We start from the raw sequence: 18036 nt of genomic DNA, 5'->3' as shown, positions 1-18036 counted from the left end.
CATTAACAAACCTGGCGCTGCACGGTATGCAGCCTTAATAAAACATCAGTCCGTGATTCGTTGCGCATCATAAATGAACAGCCATGTATTGCGCAATTTTTATACTATTAAAATTTTATTCGGACTGATGGAAACGAAATACCGGCAGCAAATAGCGCTGCGTTTGCGCGATAATCTCTTCATAGTATTCCGGCTCCAGAGTGCGCCACAGGCGCTGATACCAAACATCGGTACCCTCACCGCTGACCACCATGTTCCCTTCATAGGCCTGAAGAAATTTACTGCGCGCTTTCTGCTGCGTCTCTTCATCCATTAACATGACATCCTTTTCGGCGTCGTAACAGACTTTTAGCCATGCACCTCCGCTTTCTGGCAGCAGCAGTAGCGGTTTAGACATCCCTTGCAGATAACCGTCAACCAGTTCATTCAGGTATCCTTGAGCCTGCTCTTGCGCCAGCGGAGGGAAATGCCACTCCCCGTCTTTGCGCACAAACAGTCGACTTTCGCCGATACCGCCACTTGCACAATAGACAAGATGCTCCAGCCAAAGTTGCATTCCCTGCGCCACGCTCAGCAGCGATGGCCGCCAGCGCAGCAAACCGTCGGATTGTACCTGCTGCAACCACCCAGTAATGTTGACTCCGTTACATTGCAGATCGATTTCCAGACTCTGCCCCGGTTTGCGGCTGGCAATGACCCGCTCCGCCAGGTTTTGCATCTCCTGACGCTGAGTCTCCCAAGCCAGTTCGCCGAAAGCGCCATAGGGTAACTCTCCGGCGGCACGGAAACGGCGATACATCACCGAGGCGTCCTGCTGCTCAATCAGCGTATTCAGCAGTTGCTGGTTCAGCTGATAGCGGCTCAGCCCTTCAAGGGTGAAAGGTTCATCGTCGGGGATTTCGCTCTCTTCCGAGCGGAAATTAACCCGCAGCCGCTGCTGGAAGAAGGCACGAACTGGATGCTGCCAGAAACGCAGCAACTGTTCGAAAGGGAGGTGGTCAATTTCCGGGGCGGGTAGCGGCTGGATAAAATCGCCGTGCGCCTCCCCCTGCTGGCTGGCGGCTGCCAGCCATTCCCGGGCATAGCTTTGATCTTCGTTGTCTTGAAAGTTGGCAGCATCAAAAGGCATGCGCGTATGCAGATGAGTGATGTGCTCTTTGACACGACGCTCGCTGGCGTCGCAATCCAGCGACTCATCGCCCGCCAGACAGTGGCTTTGACCGATATAGTCCGCCAGCTCCTGGACCAGAACGGAAGGATAGCGCTCGCTATTATCCTGAATAGAGCGACCAATATAGCTGATATACAGCTTCTGCTCAGCCGACATCAGCGCTTCGAGGAACAGATAACGGTCATCATCACGACGGCTACGGTCGCCACGCTGCGGTTTCTGGCTCATTAAGTCAAAGCCCAGCGGTGCCAGAGTACGCGGATAAACGCCGTCGTTCATTCCCAGCAGGCAGACTACTTTAAAAGGAATCGAGCGCATGGGCATCAGGGTACAGATGTTCACCGGCCCGGCAAGGAAGCGCTGGCTGATGCGCTGCTGATCGAGGCGCTGGGAGAGTTCATCACGAAGCAAAGATAGCGGCACCGCTTCGCCGTACAGGGCCTCAACGCCGCCATCAATCACCGCCTGCCACTGTTGTTCAATAAGCGCCAGAGCCGCCTCTGTTTCGCTATCTGGCAGGAAAAAGTCGTTCAGCAGGTCACGGCATACCGGCAGCCACTCCGCCAGAGGGCGCTCCTGAGCCAGCCCGCGCCGCCAGAAATTAAGCTGCATTAGCAAGGATGCCAGGTTACCCACCAGTTCGGCGATAAGCCCGCTCGACTCATCGTATGGCAGAACCGAGCGCCACTCCCCCTCGCTGCTGTCCATTGCGTAGCCCAACAGCATCCGCGTCAGGCCAAAGCGCCAGGTGTGCTGGCCGGTTGCCGGGAGATCCAGCTCACGAACGTTGTCGTCATCCATCCCCCAGCGCACACCGGATTCGTTAACCCACTGGCGTAGGTAGCGTAGCCCCTCTTCGTCAATATTAAACCGCGCCGCCAGCACCGGAACGTCCAGCAGCGCCAGCACGTCTTCGCTGGCAAAACGGCTATCGGGCAGCGAAAGGAGGGTAATAAATGCCTGTAGCGCAGGATGCGATTCACGGGCGCGACGGTCGGAAATCGCCCATGGTAGCCAGCGTTCGCCGCTGGCACTGCCGAAGACGGCCTGGATATAGGGACTGTAGCTATCGATATCCGCGACCATGACGATAATATCGCGCGGCGTCAGTTCGGGGTTCTCTTCGAGCATCGCCAGCAGCCTGTCGTGCAGCACCTCGACCTCGCGCTGCGGGCTATGGCAGACATGAATCATCAGGCTGCGATCGTCCAGCGCTAAAGGGCGCTTGCTGCGGCTGTTGGCGAACTCCTCGGCGCTACGCCCGGCCACCGCGGCATTGCGCAGATCGAGGATGTCAGCCTGAAGATTATGCAGCAGGTTGTCAGGTACGATATCAACAAAAGCATCCAGCTCTTCATAGCGTTCCAGACCCGCCAGTAAGTAAATATAGTCACGCCCCAGCTTGCCCCAGGAGGCCAGCATTGGGTTGCCGACATCCTGCTCCCCGGAATCATTAAATAATCCGGGTGCCTGTTCAGTATCACGGAACAGCGGCAGCTCTCGGGTCGTTTCACGATGATGGCGACGCTGGCGGGACATCAGTCTGGCCAAAAATGCTGGATCTTTGATGTCACCCCAGTAGTAGCGGCAAGGGTTAGTGAAGAGGACGTAAACATCAACATGCTTACCCAGCGCCTGTAGCGCCTGCAGGTACACCGGCGGCAGCGCCGAAATCCCACAAATAAATACCCGCGACGGCAGCCCGGCAGGAGGCTCTTCAGCGGATTCAAGCGCGCTGATAAAGCGTTGATACAAGTTGGCGCGATGCCACAGCGGCTGACCCAGTTCCGCAGTGTACTCCACCAGCGCTTTCCATAACGGCGCTTGCCAATCCTGTGCCTCGCCAAGGCCGTCCACGCGCCCGTCAGCCTCCCAGCGTATTAGCCATTCAGGGCGATAAACCAGATACTGGTCATAGAGATCCGCTACCCTTGTCGCCAGTTGAAACAGTTTGCGCTTGTCACTGTCGTCGCTCAGATAGTGGCGCAGCAGCGTGAAGGCTTCATCGTCAAGACGCTGAGGCAGCAAGGTCATCAGCTTCCAGCTCATGCTCTGTTTGCTGAACGCGCTTTCCCCGGGGATATCTTTCAGCACCCGTACGAACATGTCCCAGATAAAACTGGCTGGCAGAGGGAATTCAATATTGGCCGCGATCCCGAATCGCTTCGCCAGCGTCATCTGTAGCCATTGCGCCATCCCGGTACTCTGCACCAGCACCATTTCAGGAATGAAGGGGTCATCCAGCCGCTGGCGCTCGACGATAAACTCCATCAACGCTTCAAGCACATCCAGACGGTTTGAGTGGTACACCCTTAACATATTCGCTCCTGGCTACTGACTGACCGGGCAATGCAGCCGGGTCATCTGCGCCCGCCTTGCGGTGGGCATCGTGATCGTTACCGTGATGCTGACACATCTTTGCACCGATGTCTGCACACGGGATACCTGTCGGTTTGCCGGAATCTCGTCAGGGCTAAGCTGCCCGAATCGCCATGCGTCACGCCACAGCTGACGATACTGATTGAGCTGCATAAAACCATTAGCCAGCCCACGTTGATATCCCGCCAGCGCGGTAACGGTCATGATCAGGAGCACTAAAGCCAGTAGAGTTTCCGGCAGGCTAAATCCCTTTTGTCGCCTTAGGGCATCTGGCATAAGTTGGCCTCCTTCAATGGGCAAAAATCGCTCCAGCCGTGGGGTGAAAAGCGCAGCTGGTTTTGCTCTACCACGCCAGACTGCCACAACAGCATGGTGCCGCTACCGCCTATCAGCAATACCGATGCGTCGCTGAAAATGCGCATGCAAGCGCGCCAACCAAATTCGCCATTCTGCTGGCAGTTCACTGCATCCTGCAACGGCCAGGAGAGCCCCTTTCCCCACTGTAGTGCGGAATGCGCACCAGCAGTATCGCGAAGCGCCTGCGTTTCGCTGGCCGTTTGCGCCAACAAAGAACGCTGCTGCTGGTTTAACCCCTGAAGCAGCAGACTACCAAGCGCTAACAGCAGGAGCACCATCAGCAGCGAAGAGAGACCGCGCTGGCGATTCACAGGTTATATCCCGTTACGCTGTATTCCGCCTGCGCGTGAATTCGCGAGTCAGCAACGGATTGCGCCGCCAGCGTTATTGATAGCTCAGGGGGATAATCCGTCCTGCCCTGCCGGGTAATCTGAAACGTGGTGACTTTAATCGCCGCCGGGTTGGTCATTCTCTCCCATCCTTTGCCGCTACAGTCACTCGCCCCCCGTAAGGTTTCCAGCGCGCCGTCGCGTAGCCGAAAGCCTGTTGTATCAGATTCCGACGACGGAGAGGCATTCCAGATCCCGTCACTGTTGCCATCCCAGCGCAGGAGCACACAATCGCCGCTGCCTGTAATGTGTAGCGCTTCCCCGCTACAGAGACCACGGCAATAACCTGCGCGTTGCAGATGCTTCGCCACGGTATAGAGACGCTGCCAGAGTTCATTTTCCAGAGACTGCTGCTGGGTCTGGTTCAGAACCGCTCGCTGCAAAGAGGGCAAAAAGCGGGCGCTTCCGAGTAATAAAACGGAGCTAATTGCCATCGCTATCAGCGTTTCGGGGAGAGAAAAGCCACGATGAATTACTGACATGATGTCGTCTCCTCGCCGCGACACAGGCGGATTCTCCCCCAGTTGGAAACAATGATATTCCAGCCGCCCGCTGCGCTTTGCAGCCTTATATGCCCGGCCCAGGCGGTATTGCGCAGGCCGTAAAACCCAAAACCTGGTGTGATCGCACTGAGCGAAACGTCCGGCCACAGCGGTTGCAACGTGAAAGCGCTCTTTACGCTACAGTTGGCCGCCGCGCCGGTGGCACTCAGGCACCAACCCTCCACGCTTTGCCCGACGTTTAATATCCGGTCGCGGTTGTGCCAGTTGGCGTCGTCGCGCAACAGCACAAGATAGTCCCGGACCTGGCAAGCGGTTTGCCACAGGCGCTGCTGCTGTCGCCAGCTCTGCCATCCGTATAGCCCACTGGCGCTAAGAATGACAACCAGCATCATCGTTATCAGGGTTTCAATCAGGGTATAGCCATGTTCTCTGTTCATGGGCCGAGTATGCGTATCATTGATGACTGATACGAACGGCAAAGTGAGGGTTTGCGTCGCGCGTCGGAGAGTATTTAAAGCGTTGCAATGGGTTGCAAAGTTGCGGGAAACCAGCTCGCAAAAAGCGGGTTCTGATCACGGTTTATAGCCGTCGTTTAGCTGGGTTGGCGCATAAAAAAACCGCCTGCAGAATGAAGTGAACTCCATTCTGCAGGCGGTTTTCCAGGTCTCAGGATTCGCACACCGCGACTTTAATCGCCAGACCGCCTCGTGCTGTTTCACGATATTTGGCATTCATATCTTTGCCTGTCTCAAACATCGTTTCGATGACTTTATCCAGTGAGACTTTTGGATCGCTGGTACGATACATAGCCATGCTGGCCGAGTTAATGGCCTTCACTGCCGCAATCGCGTTACGCTCAATGCACGGTACCTGAACCTGTCCGGCCACCGGATCGCAGGTCAGACCGAGGTTATGTTCCATGCCGATTTCCGCGGCAATGCATACCTTATCCGGACTGCCGCCCAGCAGCTCTGCCAGTCCGGCAGACGCCATCGAGCAGGCCACCCCCACTTCCCCCTGGCAACCAACCTCTGCCCCGGAAATAGACGCATTCATCTTGTACAGAATGCCAATCGCACCCGCGGTCAGATAGTAGCGCATATAGATTTCCGGCGTCACCGCCTTGATAAAGCGATCGTAATAGGCCAGTACCGCCGGGATAATGCCGCAGGCACCGTTGGTCGGTGCGGTAACGACTCGCCCGCCCGCCGCGTTCTCTTCCCCTACCGCCATCGCGAACATATTGACCCAATCCATCGCACTCAGTGGTGTAATCGACTGGCTCTGCGGTGCCAGCACGCGGTGCAGCGCAGAAGCACGACGTGGCACTTTTAGTGGTCCAGGCAAAATGCCTTCCGTGTTCATACCCCGGTTAATAGCGTTTCTCATGGTCTCCCAGATTTTCGCCATATTTTGCTCAACGCTATCCCTGCCGTGGCGGGCGATCTCGTTTTTCATCATCACCGCAGAAATTGACAGGCAGTTGTCCTGGCAGTGTGCCAGCAGGTTGCGGGCAGAATAGAACGGGAACGGAATATCGACCTCCGCGTCCTGATTCTTGCCAAAGTTTTCCTCCGTGACGATAAAACCGCCACCAATGGAATAGTAAGTCTGAAAATGGACGATTTTTCCGTCGCAAAACGCGGTAATACTCATGCCATTTTCATGCAGCGGCAGAAACTCATTGTGAAAACGCATGCATTCTGCCACCGGGAACTGAATTTCTCTCTGGCCTTCTTCAATAAACAGACGATACATGGTGTTTACATCGCAAATAATGCCGGGAATGGCGTCGATATCAACGGTATCCGGTAAATACCCGGACAGCCCAAGAATAATTGCAATATCGGTATGGTGGCCTTTACCCGTTAATGACAGAGAGCCATACACATCCACCACCAGACGAGTCACTTTATGCAGCAGGCCTTTTTCCTGCAGGGTATCAACAAAATGTTTTCCTGCTTTCATCGGCCCAACAGTATGTGAGCTGGACGGCCCGATGCTGATTTTGAAAATATCGAAAACGCTAATCATGTGGCACCCATGCGGTTACAAAGCAAAACGGATGTGCCGCCTGCGACAGGCGGCGCTGAAAACTTAGCTGAACAGTGAGAAGAAGATGGCGGAGATGGCAATCAACCCCATCACAACCACAAACACGTTGCTGATGTGACCGCTGTATTTGCGCATGGCCGGCACTTTATTGATGGCATACATCGGCATCAGGAACAGAATCATCGCGATAACCGGGCCGCCCAGCGTTTCAATCATGCCCAGGATACTCGGGTTCAGTGTCGCTACAATCCAGGTGGTCACCAACATGAACAGCGCAGTGATCTTGTTCAGTTTGTTGATTTCTATTGTTTTCCCTTTACCGCGCAGGGACTTAATCACCATGCCATTGAAACCTTCACGCGCACCGAGGTAGTGGCCGAGGAAGGATTTGGTAATCGCAATCATCGCGATGACAGGTGCCATCCAGGCAATCACCGGCGCATTAAAATGGTTCGCCAGGTAAGAGAGGATGGAGATGTTCTGTGCTTTCGCTTCCGCCAGGTTTTCCGGAGAGAGGCTCAGCACACAGCTGAACACGAAGAACATAACGGTCAGCACCATCATGATGTGGGCAAAGCCCAGGATACGGGAACACTTACGCTCAGCGTCCTGACCGTATTCTTCACGTTTTGCCACCGCAAAAGAGGAGATGATCGGCGAATGGTTGAAGGAGAAAACCATTACCGGGATAGCCAGCCACAGGGTCATCCACAGACCATTACCCGTTGCGGAAGCGCTGCTCAGCGACAGGGTATCCAGTACCGCACCATTCCATTGCGGGATCAAATACAGCGCCAGCAGCATCAACGCAAACACGAACGGAAACACCAGCACGCTCATGGCCTTAACAATCATTTTTTCGCCAAAGCGGACAATGCCCATCATGCCGATAATCAAAATCAGCGACAAAATAGCGCGCGGCGGAGACGCCAGGCCAAGCTGGTGAGTAATAAAGCTATCAACCGTGTTGGTAATTGCGACGCTATAGACCAGCAGAATAGGATAAATAGCGAAGAAGTAGAGCAGCGTAATAAGCTTACCCGCACCAGTGCCGAAATGCTCTTCAACCACTTCGGTAATATCTTCACCCGGATTTTTTCCCGAGAGAACAAAACGGGTTAAACCACGGTGGGCAAAAAACGTCATAGGGAATGCGATAATGGCCATGATGATCAGCGGCACTAAGCCCCCTACCCCGGCGTTAATCGGCAGGAAAAGTACCCCTGCGCCAATCGCAGTACCGTACAGACCCAGCATCCAGACGGTATCACTTTTTCTCCAGCCGCTGCTCTCGCGAGCAACGAGGGTATTTTGAACGGTTTCCATAGTATGGCCTCAGTAATATAGAGTAGTGTCAGATTTATTTGACTCTGATTCAGGTAATAAATGTGCTGTGTTTATTTGGCTATTTTATTAAATACAACTAAGCTGATTCACTAACCGCGATCACATAACCTGATTTATAGAGAGGACTTTTAACGCATCAAAAATAGCACCAAAAATTTAATATTTTTTAAAGTATCATTTTTAATACGTTATTATTTCGACACCCACTTCAATTAGCCATATATTTATATATTTTAATTCCAGAGATAACAAACGATATTTGTCATACAATTCATGAGAATCAAAAAACATTATCTCCAATTTAAATATGTCAGATTGCTGATGGCTGCCAGACTGAGCAATCGTGGCAGGTTTCCACACCGGGCGACACCACAACGGCGTCCCGATGAGCCGTTATCGAGCCAGGTTTCTGAGGAAATATCCTAATTTGAGCCTCTGCCAGTCCGGTAAACAGCATCAACATCGCCACGAGGGCAATGGACAGTAACCGTCGCCGCAGAAGTACCTTAAATAACTGAAGAATATAACAACATCCAACTATTTAAAGGCGCTAACGAAAAAACAATGTTGTGACTATCGCAAAAGAGAAATTATCTGCTTTATTTATAATTTAATATGCTAAATAATCTGTCAGGATTTATTACGCAGTAGAGGAATTGAAATGCGTTTCAGTACGATGCCCGACAGTGAAATTATTTCTGAATTGTGCCGCAGAATTAAAGAAACGCGTATACAGCTTGGGCTGTCACAGATTGAGCTGGCCGAGCGCGCACAGGTCGGCACTGCAACCATCAAACGCGTTGAATTAGGCGAGTCCGTAACTCTCAGTACGCTTATTGGTATTTTACGCGGTCTGGATCGTCTGCATCAGTTGGAGTCTGTTTTATTCGACTCACACATTCGTACCTTTAACGCGCAAATAAATACCGCGACACCTTCCCGTATCCGTATTCGGAAAAAAACACATCAGCCAAAAGAGAAATTTGCCGCGACCGCACAGACCAACGAGGCAAACGCCACCATTAACGAATGGTACACCTCAGCGGCCTCTCACAGCGTGGTGTGGTCTTTCCAGCCGACTGACGCAGAGAAAAAAGGGTAGTCAGCTTTGGGGAGCGGTGCCGTTGCCAGCGCCAAATAGCTTTGATGTCCCTCCGGTATCATCCTTTCCAGAGAGGAAATAAAGGGCAACAGATTGCTTGAATCTGACTGAATAGTTTTTGTGTCCCATAAACAACAAACCCCTACTTGCTGGATATCCAACTTTCGGGGTTCACTTCAAGTATCAGCGGTTTTTCGTCGTCACTTCCAGATCAAATCGCCACAGGCGCTTTAATCCCCGGATGCGGGTCATAGCCTTCAATTTCGAAGTCTTCAAAACGGTAGTCGAAAATCGACGCCGGTTTGCGTTTGATGACCAGCTTCGGCAGCGCGCGCGGTTCGCGGCTCAGCTGCAGATGCGTCTGCTCCATATGGTTGCTGTACAGGTGAGTGTCGCCGCCAGTCCAGACAAAATCGCCTACTTCGAGGTCGCATTGCTGTGCGACCATATGCACCAGCAGCGCGTAGCTGGCGATATTGAACGGCAGGCCAAGGAACACGTCGCAAGAGCGCTGATACAGTTGGCAAGAGAGCTTGCCGTCCGCCACATAGAACTGGAAAAACGCGTGGCACGGTGCCAGCGCCATTTTGTTCAACTCGCCGACGTTCCATGCCGAGACGATGATGCGGCGCGAATCCGGGTCGTTTTTCAGCTGTTCCATCACGGTGCTGATCTGGTCGATATGACGTCCATCCGGCGCAGGCCATGAACGCCATTGTTTGCCGTAGACTGGTCCCAGATCGCCATTCTCATCCGCCCACTCGTCCCAGATGGTGACGTTGTTTTCGCGCAAATACGCAACGTTAGTGTCACCTTGCAGGAACCACAGCAGTTCATGGATGATGGAGCGTAAATGACAGCGCTTGGTCGTCACCAACGGGAATCCTTCCTGCAGGTTAAAACGCATCTGATGGCCGAAGATAGAGACGGTGCCAGTTCCGGTGCGGTCATTTTTTTGCGTGCCCTCAGCGAGCACTTTCTGCATCAAATCAAGATACTGTTTCATGGTTCCTCAAGAGTTTTGTTGCTGCGGACGACAACGGTACGCCCAGACCATCATTATGATACCCGCAAGCACCATTGGGATGGAAAGAATCTGCCCCATGCTGATGTACTGTACCCAGCCGCCAGTGAACTGCGCGTCGGGCTGGCGGAAGAATTCCACGATGATGCGGAACAGGCCGTAGCCAATCAGGAACAGGCCAGAGACCGAACCGGTTGGGCGCGGTTTGCGGATAAATAGGTTCAGGATCAGGAACAACACCACGCCTTCCAACGCCATTTCATAGAGCTGCGAAGCGTGACGCGGCAGCGCGCCGTAAGTGTCGAACAGCGATTGCCACTCAGGATGCGACGGCAGCAGCGCCAGATCTTCTGCACGGGAGCCGGGGAAAATCATCGAATAGTGAAAGCTCGGATCGACGCGTCCCCACAGTTCACCGTTGATAAAGTTGCCCAGACGCCCGGCACCCAGGCCAAATGGAATCAGCGGCGCAATAAAATCAGAGACCTGGAAGAAAGTGCGCTTCGTGCGTTTGGCAAAGATGATCATCACCAGAATCACGCCGATGAGGCCGCCATGGAAGGACATCCCGCCGTCCCAGACGCGGAACAGATAGAGCGGATCGTCGAGGAATACCGGCAGGTTATAGAAAAATACATAGCCAATACGACCACCGAGGAAGACCCCGAGGAACCCGGCATACAGCAGGTTTTCAACTTCGTTTTTCGTCCAACCGCTGCCCGGACGATTGGCCCGACGGGTGGCCAACCACATCGCAAAAATAAACCCGACCAGGTACATCATGCCGTACCAGTGGAGGGCGAGCGGTCCAATGGAAAATATTACCGGATCAAACTCCGGAAAATGCAGGTAGCCACTATTCATCTGTCACCATAAACACTTGTTATTCCGCCGAAAGTGGACAGCGGTTATCGTTCGCGCCCGTCAAAAACGGGCGCTCCAAAGGCTGCGAATGATAGCATAAGCGTTAAGGACGATCCGCGCCGGACATGTAAAAGATATGTATACGAATGCGAATGAGCGTCGAGGCATTTCCCGGAGGCGGTGCTGCGCACCTGTCCAGGCTACAAACCCTCAGGCCGCTCGAACCTGTAGCTAGCGGCCACCGCGAATCAGGCCGCCGAGACCGCGTCTCTCCATAAAGGCGGCAACCTGGTGGCGAACTTCCGCAGTCATTTGCGCTTCCAGACTGCGGTGAGAAAGCTCCTGAGCCTCGTTGATATCAATGCGGCGCAGCAGGTATTTCACCCTTGCCACCGAACGACCGTTCATCGACAGATGGCGATAACCAAGACCAATCAGGATCGTCACGCACATCGGATCACCCGCCATTTCCCCGCAAAGACGCAGGTCGATACCAAAACGCTCGGCATCACGGGCAATCATCGCCAGCGCCCGCAGTACCGCCGGGTGCAGGCTATCGTACATACTGGCGACTCGGGTATTGTTACGATCCACGGCGAGAAGATACTGCGTCAGGTCATTAGTGCCAACGGAGATAAAATCGACGCGGCTGGCCAGTTGCGGCAGCATAAAGACCATCGAGGGAACTTCCAGCATCACGCCAAGACGCGGACGTGGAATGGCATAACCGATCATCTCTTCCACTTCACGGCTGGCGCGATCGATAAGACGGCGGGCCTCATCCACTTCATCCAGGCTGGTGACCATCGGTAGCAAAATGCTGAGATTGCCGGTCGCCGCGTTGGCACGCAGCATCGCGCGCACCTGAACCAAAAAGATCTCCGGCTGATCGAGCGTGATCCGAATGCCACGCCAGCCAAGGCACGGATTTTCTTCGCTAATCGGCATATATGGCAGCTGTTTATCCGCCCCGATATCCAGCGTGCGCAGGGTTACCGATTTCTCGTTGAACATCTGCAACATACCCTGATACTGCGCAACCTGCTCCTCTTCAGAGGGGAAGCCGCTTTGCAACATAAAGGGAATTTCGGTGCGATACAGACCAATGCCGTCGACAAAATTGCCAAGTTTTTCTTCGTGCTCAGGGCTCAGGCCCGCGTTGAGCATCACTTTTACCCGCTCACCGCTTTTCAGTTCGGATGCGCGCTCGAGATCGTCTTCAGCCAGGCGACTGAGCTCGTTTTCTTCGCTGATCAGGCGCTGATACTCTTGCAGCAGCACCGGCTCTGGGTCAACCAGCAGCTCGCCGCGATAGCCGTCGACGATCAGGGTATGTCCGTGCAGCAGCGAAGGCTGAATATCCGCCCCCATCACCGTCGGAATGCCCAGCGCACGGACCATAATCGCAGCATGTGAGTTCGCCGCGCCGTCGCGAACGACCACGCCCGCTAAACGCTCCTGGGGAACTTCCGCCAGAGTCGCCGCCGACAGCTCATCGGCCACCAGCACAATGCGCTCTGGCCAGGTATTCGGACCTTGAATGCTGTCATCAAGGTGAAAAAGCAGCCGCTGGCCTAGCGTACGCAGATCGCCCGCGCGCTCTTTCAGATAACCATCGCTGAGCGCGGCAAACTGTTCGGCAAACTTCTCGATAATCTTCTTCACTGCCCACTCAGCCACCGCGCCTTGATCGACTTCGGCGAACAGCTCACGGCGCAGGCGCGCATCGGAAAGCAGGTGTGAATAGAGGTCAAAGATTGCCGCTGTCTCTTTCTGCGCCCCGGCAGAGTAGCGCTTGCTGTAGCGACGAAATTCGTTAGCTGCCTCTTCCAGCGCGCCGGTCAGCCGTTCGCGCTCGGAAGCCGTATCGAGCGTCGAGGCTTCGTAGACCTGCTCCATCAACGGCAGGCTGACGTCCATCCAGCCTTCGGCAATCGCGACGCCCGATGAAGCGGGCAGCGCGCGGATGCGGGTCTGACGATATTGACCGAACAACGCGGTCAGTTGAGATTGAGAGAGAATGCCGGCGATTTGCGTGGCCAGAGTGACAAGAAAAGACTCTTCGCTTTCATCGAACTGACGCAGCTCGCGCTGCTGTACTACCAGTACCCCCAGCAGTTGACGCCGCTGGATGATCGGTACACCAAGGAAGGCGCGAAAACGGCCCTCTTTTACCGCAGGAATATATTTAAAGCTGGGGTGCTTTTGCGCGTCGGCAAGGTTAATGGGTTCCGCCAGTCGGCCAACCAGACCGACCAGGCCTTCATCAAAAGCGAGCGCAACAATGCGCCCGCGGGGCTTTTTCAACCCGCGAGTCGCCATCAGGTAATAGCAGCGTCGGTCGTTGTCAGCCAGATAAACCGAACAGACTTCCGTCTCCATCGCGGCGCAGATATCGGTTACCAGGATATCCAGCGCCTCGTTTAAACGCGGCGCACTCGCGACCTTCTCGACTATTTCTCGCAACCGAGTGAGCATAATGTGCGTGGCTTAACCTCTTTTACGTCGATATGCAGGCGCGCTTTGCGGCTTAGGCGCGCTCTCCGCTAGCGCCATAGTGACGCTGGCAAACTCTTTCATCACCCGGCGGTAAACGTCGCGCTTAAACGACACCACTTGGCGTACCGGGTACCAGTAACTTACCCATCGCCAGCCATCAAACTCAGGTGTACTGCTGGTTTGCATATTGACATCCGCATCACTGCCGATCAATTGCAGGAGAAACCACTTTTGTTTCTGGCCGATACATACCGGCTTTGTGTCCCAACGCACCAAACGCTTAGGTAATTTGTAACGCAACCAGTTACGGGTTGAAGCCAGGATCCGCACATCTTTGCGGCTTAACCCAACTTCTTCGAACAATTCCCGATACATCGCTTGCTCTGCTGATTCTCCTGGATTAATGCCCCCTTGCGGGAACTGCCACGAGTGCTGACCATAGCGCCTGGCCCACATGACCTGGCCCTGGCGATTACAGATTACAATGCCGACATTTGGGCGGTAGCCATCGTCATCAATCACCGGACTACCTCAAAATAAGCTTCAATGTGAATGATTGTTTCACACTCGCTGGAAACGGTAAACCACTCTGTTAGCACGATGAGATCGAATAACATTTGAATAACTCACAGTAATACCCCGAGTTATAAACAGCGACAGCCATCATCGGGCGATTTTATTCACTTTTTCTGTGGATAGAGTTGTGAAGAAGTATGGAATTAACCAGGGAAAACCCGGAGTAATCCGAACGGCGTAGTGATAACACAAATAAATAATGACATGTTTTTCATTAAGTTATAATGAAAAACTTTCATAAACCATAGCATAACGTGATGATCATCACATATGAGATCCTGGAACTGATGAAAGATCGAGCAATGTTGGTTTTATCCACAGCTTAAGCAAGCCAACTGAGCATATTTCGTCTAAAAACTCGATTTTACCCGCACGTCAAGGCTGTAAATGGAAACAGTAGTGGGGCTTTTCCCCAGTTATCCCAGTTTTCTGTGGATAACATGGTGTAAGATCCTGTTCATTGCCAGTGACCAGTTCTGGAAAACTCGTTTTAACAATTTTTAAAGCGGTAAAAAATAGAAAAAAAAGTCATACGAATCATCACATTGTCATACTTACCCCAGAAAAGGTAAACTCTATCCACAACGGATGAAATTACCGCTCATTTTTTAGACAGAGGTTTCATGTTATGCCAACCATTGCGCCGCTCCCATCACCACCGCAAAGCCAGGAGCAACTGCTGGCCCAGGCGCAGCAGTTAGCAGGTTATTCGTTAGGTGAATTGGCCGCACTGGCGGGCATTCCGATCCCACGCGATTTAAAACGTGATAAAGGGTGGATCGGCATTCTGCTGGAGATTTGGCTAGGAGCCAGCGCGGGCAGTAAACCCGAGCAGGATTTTGCCGCGCTGGGCGTTGAGCTTAAAACGATACCGGTCGACTTTCAGGGCCGTCCGCTGGAGACCACCTTCGTCTGCGTTGCACCGCTTACCGGCAATAGCGGCGTCACTTGGGAGAGTAGCCACGTGCGCCATAAGCTTAAGCGCGTATTGTGGGTACCCGTTGAAGGCGCGCGCACGATCCCACTTGCCGAGCGCCGCGTCGGAGCGCCGCTGCTGTGGAGCCCGAGCGAAGAGGAAGATCGCCAGCTGCGCATGGACTGGGAAGAGTTAATGGACCTGATCGTTCTGGGGCAGGTTGAGCGTATCACCGCTCGCCATGGCGAAGTACTGCAGTTGCGTCCAAAAGCCGCGAACAGTAAAGCGCTAACCGAAGCCATCGGTACTCACGGCGAGCCCATCCTTACTCTACCGCGCGGGTTTTATCTAAAGAAAAATTTCACCGCCGCCCTGCTGGCCCGCCATTTCCTTCTCTCCTCTAAATAACGACCAGAAGATGATTAATTTTTTGTTCTGCCGCAATGGTTGCATATAATTGCATCTTTCTATTTTGCAGGACTTTGAACGATGTTATTTGCATGGGTAACCGATCCTAACGCCTGGCTGGCGCTTGGTACGCTGACGCTGCTGGAGATAGTGCTTGGGATCGATAATATTATTTTCCTCTCTCTGGTTGTCGCAAAACTCCCCACCGCGCAACGGGCTCATGCCCGCCGCATCGGGTTAATGGGGGCGATGATCATGCGTCTGGCGCTGTTGGCGTCAATCGCATGGGTCGTCAAGCTCACCAATCCATTGTTTACTGTGTTCAGCCAGGAGGTCTCTTTTCGCGATCTGATTCTGCTGCTCGGCGGGCTGTTCCTTATCTGGAAGGCAAGTAAAGAGATTCACGAATCGATCGAAGGGGAAGAGGAAGGGCTGAAAACCAACGTCCATTCATTTATGGGCGCGATTGTGCAGATTATGCTGCTGGATATTATTTTCAGCCTCGATTCGGTGATCACCGCCGTTGGGCTGTCGGATCATCTGTTTATTATGATGGCTGCGGTCATTATCTCGGTGCTGGTGATGATGTTTGCCGCTCGTTCGATAGGCGATTTTGTTGACCGCCACCCTTCAGTCAAAATGCTGGCGCTGTCGTTTTTGATTCTCGTCGGCTTCACGCTGATGCTCGAAAGTTTCGACGTGCACGTGCCGAAAGGTTACATCTATTTCGCGATGTTCTTTTCCATTGCGGTTGAAAGCCTCAACCTGCTGCGAAATAAAAAAAAACCGCTGTAACCCGCTAAAATGCAGCCCTGAAACGGGCTGCAATCCTTTTTTAAGACTTAACTGCTTTTTATGTCTCACAAATCAGGCTATTAATATACTGGTACGAGGTGCGGCCATAAATAATAGAGGTAACAACAATGAAAAAATGGGCAGTATTGATTTCCGCCGTAGGACTAGCGTTCTCGGTTTCCGGTTGCAGCAGCGATTACGTGATGGCGACCAAAGATGGTCGTATGATTCTGACTGATGGTAAACCCGCAGTAGATGATGATACCGGTCTAATCAGTTACGAAGATCAGCAAGGTAACAAAATGCAGATCAATCGTGATGACGTTTCCCAGATTATTAAACGTTAAGGTATTTAGTTGACCAGCAGCTTGTCATTCATCGCGTGGCTGCGCTGCCTCTTCAACATCCTTCAGTTTTCAAAAAAGAGTCGGGAAAATCTGATGCATCCACAGGGATAAATCAGGCTACGTTTCGCAAGCCCGGCTTTTTTGATCTTTTTACTTCCTCTTTTTCTCCCCCTCTGCCATTTTTATATTCCTTTGTCGGGGAACGCCTGACCTTGTAGATAAAAAAGGAAGCTGGCTATGCAGTATCACCGTATCCCACACAGTTCTCTTGAAATCAGCACGCTGGGGCTGGGCACAATGACGTTTGGTGAGCAGAATAGCGAGGCCGACGCACACGAGCAGCTCGATTACGCCGTCAGTCAGGGTATCAATCTGATTGATGTCGCTGAAATGTATCCCGTCCCGCCTCGTCCGGAAACCCAGGGCCTGACGGAAACCTACGTCGGTAACTGGCTGGCTAAGCGCGGCAATCGCGAGAAGTTGGTTATCGCCTCTAAAGTTAGCGGCCCTTCTCGCAACAACGACAGCAGCATTCGTCCTGACCATAAGCTGGATCGTAAAAACATCCGCGAGGCGCTACACGACAGCCTGAAGCGCCTGCAAACCGATTACCTCGACCTCTACCAGGTCCACTGGCCACAGCGCCCAACCAACTGTTTTGGCAAGCTGGGCTATACCTGGACCGACTCCGCTCCGGTCGTCACTCTATTGGATACGCTGGAGGCGCTCGCTGAGTTCCAGCGCGCCGGGAAGATTCGCTATATCGGCGTTTCTAACGAAACGGCGTTTGGCGTGATGCGTTATCTGCACCTGGCTGACAAACACGACCTGCCGCGCATTGTAACCATCCAGAATCCGTACAGTCTGGTGAACCGCAGCTATGAAGTGGGCCTGGCGGAAGTGAGTCAATATGAAGGTGTCGAGCTGCTGGCTTATTCCTGTCTGGCGTTCGGTACGCTGACCGGGAAATACCTTAATGGCGCGAAACCGGCCGGAGCGCGCAATACGCTGTTCAGCCGCTTTACGCGCTATAGCGGAGAGCAGACGCAGAAAGCGGTGGCAGCCTATGTCGATATCGCTAAGCGTCACAATATTGACCCGGCTCAGATGGCGCTGGCCTTCGTGCGTCGCCAACCGTTTGTCGCCAGCACTCTGCTTGGGGCGACGACCATGGAGCAGCTTAAGACTAACGTCGAGAGCCTCCATCTGGAGCTCAGCGCAGAGGTTTTAGCGGAGATTGAAGCGGTGCATCAGGTTTATACCTACCCGGCACCGTAAGACAGGAAAGCCCCGGGTCGCGGCGT

17 protein-coding genes and 2 pseudogenes are annotated in these 18036 nt (G+C 53.3%); 6 read left to right on the top strand and 13 right to left on the bottom strand.

Features of this window, described 5'->3' with window-relative positions:
* Positions 1–115: 115 nt before the first annotated feature.
* The 8 genes and pseudogenes from recC to AC07P6_RS05540 all read right to left on the bottom strand — a co-directional run.
* Positions 116–3490 (bottom strand): exodeoxyribonuclease V subunit gamma, encoded by a 3375-nt coding sequence (recC, locus tag AC07P6_RS05575; protein WP_478315798.1) that lies wholly within the window; start codon positions 3488–3490, stop codon positions 116–118.
* 12 nt (positions 3491–3502) lie between these two features.
* The gene (locus AC07P6_RS05570; RefSeq protein WP_478315797.1) at positions 3503–3826 is read right to left on the bottom strand and encodes a prepilin-type N-terminal cleavage/methylation domain-containing protein; all 324 of its coding nucleotides are present in this window, start codon (positions 3824–3826) and stop codon (positions 3503–3505) included.
* A complete protein-coding gene (locus AC07P6_RS05565; protein WP_478315796.1) occupies positions 3811–4218 on the bottom strand; it encodes a DUF2509 family protein in 408 nt (135 codons plus the stop codon). The genes AC07P6_RS05570 and AC07P6_RS05565 overlap by 16 nt, the downstream gene beginning before the upstream one ends.
* Positions 4215–4778, bottom strand: coding sequence for a prepilin peptidase-dependent protein (locus AC07P6_RS05560; protein ID WP_304253366.1), 564 nt, complete (start codon positions 4776–4778; stop codon positions 4215–4217). Before AC07P6_RS05560 ends, AC07P6_RS05565 begins: the two co-directional genes overlap by 4 nt.
* Positions 4769–5236 (bottom strand): prepilin peptidase-dependent protein, encoded by a 468-nt coding sequence (locus tag AC07P6_RS05555; RefSeq protein WP_478315795.1) that lies wholly within the window; start codon positions 5234–5236, stop codon positions 4769–4771. Before AC07P6_RS05555 ends, AC07P6_RS05560 begins: the two co-directional genes overlap by 10 nt.
* 229 nt (positions 5237–5465) lie before the next feature.
* Positions 5466–6833, bottom strand: a complete 1368-nt coding sequence (locus tag AC07P6_RS05550) for an L-serine ammonia-lyase (RefSeq protein ID WP_478315794.1) — start codon at positions 6831–6833, stop codon at positions 5466–5468.
* Between the two features lie 63 nt (positions 6834–6896).
* Positions 6897–8180 (bottom strand): HAAAP family serine/threonine permease, encoded by a 1284-nt coding sequence (locus tag AC07P6_RS05545; RefSeq protein ID WP_478315793.1) that lies wholly within the window; start codon positions 8178–8180, stop codon positions 6897–6899.
* Between the two features lie 443 nt (positions 8181–8623).
* Positions 8624–8668: pseudogene (locus AC07P6_RS05540) on the bottom strand (hypothetical protein); the annotation flags it as partial.
* Positions 8669–8862: 194 nt separating this feature from the next.
* Between AC07P6_RS05540 and AC07P6_RS05535 the strand changes: the two are divergent.
* Positions 8863–9303: a helix-turn-helix domain-containing protein gene (locus AC07P6_RS05535; RefSeq protein ID WP_478315792.1), complete on the top strand. Its 441-nt coding sequence runs from the start codon at positions 8863–8865 to the stop codon at positions 9301–9303.
* 211 nt (positions 9304–9514) lie between these two features.
* Here the strand turns inward: AC07P6_RS05535 and thyA are convergent, their stop codons facing one another.
* The 5 genes and pseudogenes from thyA to AC07P6_RS05510 form a co-directional block, all read right to left on the bottom strand.
* Positions 9515–10309: a thymidylate synthase gene (thyA, locus tag AC07P6_RS05530; protein ID WP_182234691.1), complete on the bottom strand. Its 795-nt coding sequence runs from the start codon at positions 10307–10309 to the stop codon at positions 9515–9517.
* A 6-nt stretch (positions 10310–10315) separates the two neighbouring features.
* A complete protein-coding gene (gene lgt, locus AC07P6_RS05525) occupies positions 10316–11191 on the bottom strand; it encodes a prolipoprotein diacylglyceryl transferase (RefSeq protein WP_110276449.1) in 876 nt (291 codons plus the stop codon).
* 231 nt (positions 11192–11422) lie between these two features.
* Positions 11423–13669, bottom strand: a complete 2247-nt coding sequence (ptsP, locus tag AC07P6_RS05520) for a phosphoenolpyruvate--protein phosphotransferase (RefSeq protein WP_181485015.1) — start codon at positions 13667–13669, stop codon at positions 11423–11425.
* Positions 13670–13681: 12 nt separating this feature from the next.
* Positions 13682–14212: an RNA pyrophosphohydrolase gene (rppH, locus tag AC07P6_RS05515; RefSeq protein WP_112213962.1), complete on the bottom strand. Its 531-nt coding sequence runs from the start codon at positions 14210–14212 to the stop codon at positions 13682–13684.
* A 424-nt stretch (positions 14213–14636) separates the two neighbouring features.
* Positions 14637–14708, bottom strand: a pseudogene (locus tag AC07P6_RS05510) (hypothetical protein); the annotation flags it as partial.
* Between AC07P6_RS05510 and AC07P6_RS05505 the strand changes: the two are divergent.
* The 5 genes from AC07P6_RS05505 (at position 14696) to AC07P6_RS05485 (ending at position 18010) form a co-directional block, all read left to right on the top strand.
* Entirely contained in the window at positions 14696–14770 is a 75-nt protein-coding gene (locus AC07P6_RS05505) for a hypothetical protein (RefSeq protein WP_275944292.1), read from the top strand. The pseudogene AC07P6_RS05510 and the gene AC07P6_RS05505 overlap by 13 nt on opposite strands.
* 124 nt (positions 14771–14894) lie before the next feature.
* Positions 14895–15590 (top strand): DNA mismatch repair endonuclease MutH, encoded by a 696-nt coding sequence (gene mutH / locus AC07P6_RS05500; protein ID WP_182234695.1) that lies wholly within the window; start codon positions 14895–14897, stop codon positions 15588–15590.
* Between the two features lie 81 nt (positions 15591–15671).
* The gene (locus AC07P6_RS05495) at positions 15672–16385 is read left to right on the top strand and encodes a TerC family protein (RefSeq protein ID WP_110276445.1); all 714 of its coding nucleotides are present in this window, start codon (positions 15672–15674) and stop codon (positions 16383–16385) included.
* A 128-nt stretch (positions 16386–16513) separates the two neighbouring features.
* The gene (locus AC07P6_RS05490; RefSeq protein WP_004867116.1) at positions 16514–16732 is read left to right on the top strand and encodes a YgdI/YgdR family lipoprotein; all 219 of its coding nucleotides are present in this window, start codon (positions 16514–16516) and stop codon (positions 16730–16732) included.
* Positions 16733–16969: 237 nt separating this feature from the next.
* A complete protein-coding gene (locus AC07P6_RS05485; RefSeq protein ID WP_182234697.1) occupies positions 16970–18010 on the top strand; it encodes an NADP(H)-dependent aldo-keto reductase in 1041 nt (346 codons plus the stop codon).
* Positions 18011–18036: the final 26 nt, after the last annotated feature.

It is taken from the genome of Klebsiella sp. GFKo11 (assembly GCF_056490265.1).
Note: the sequence above shows the minus strand (reverse complement) of the source record. Positions and strands in the feature narration are given on the sequence as shown.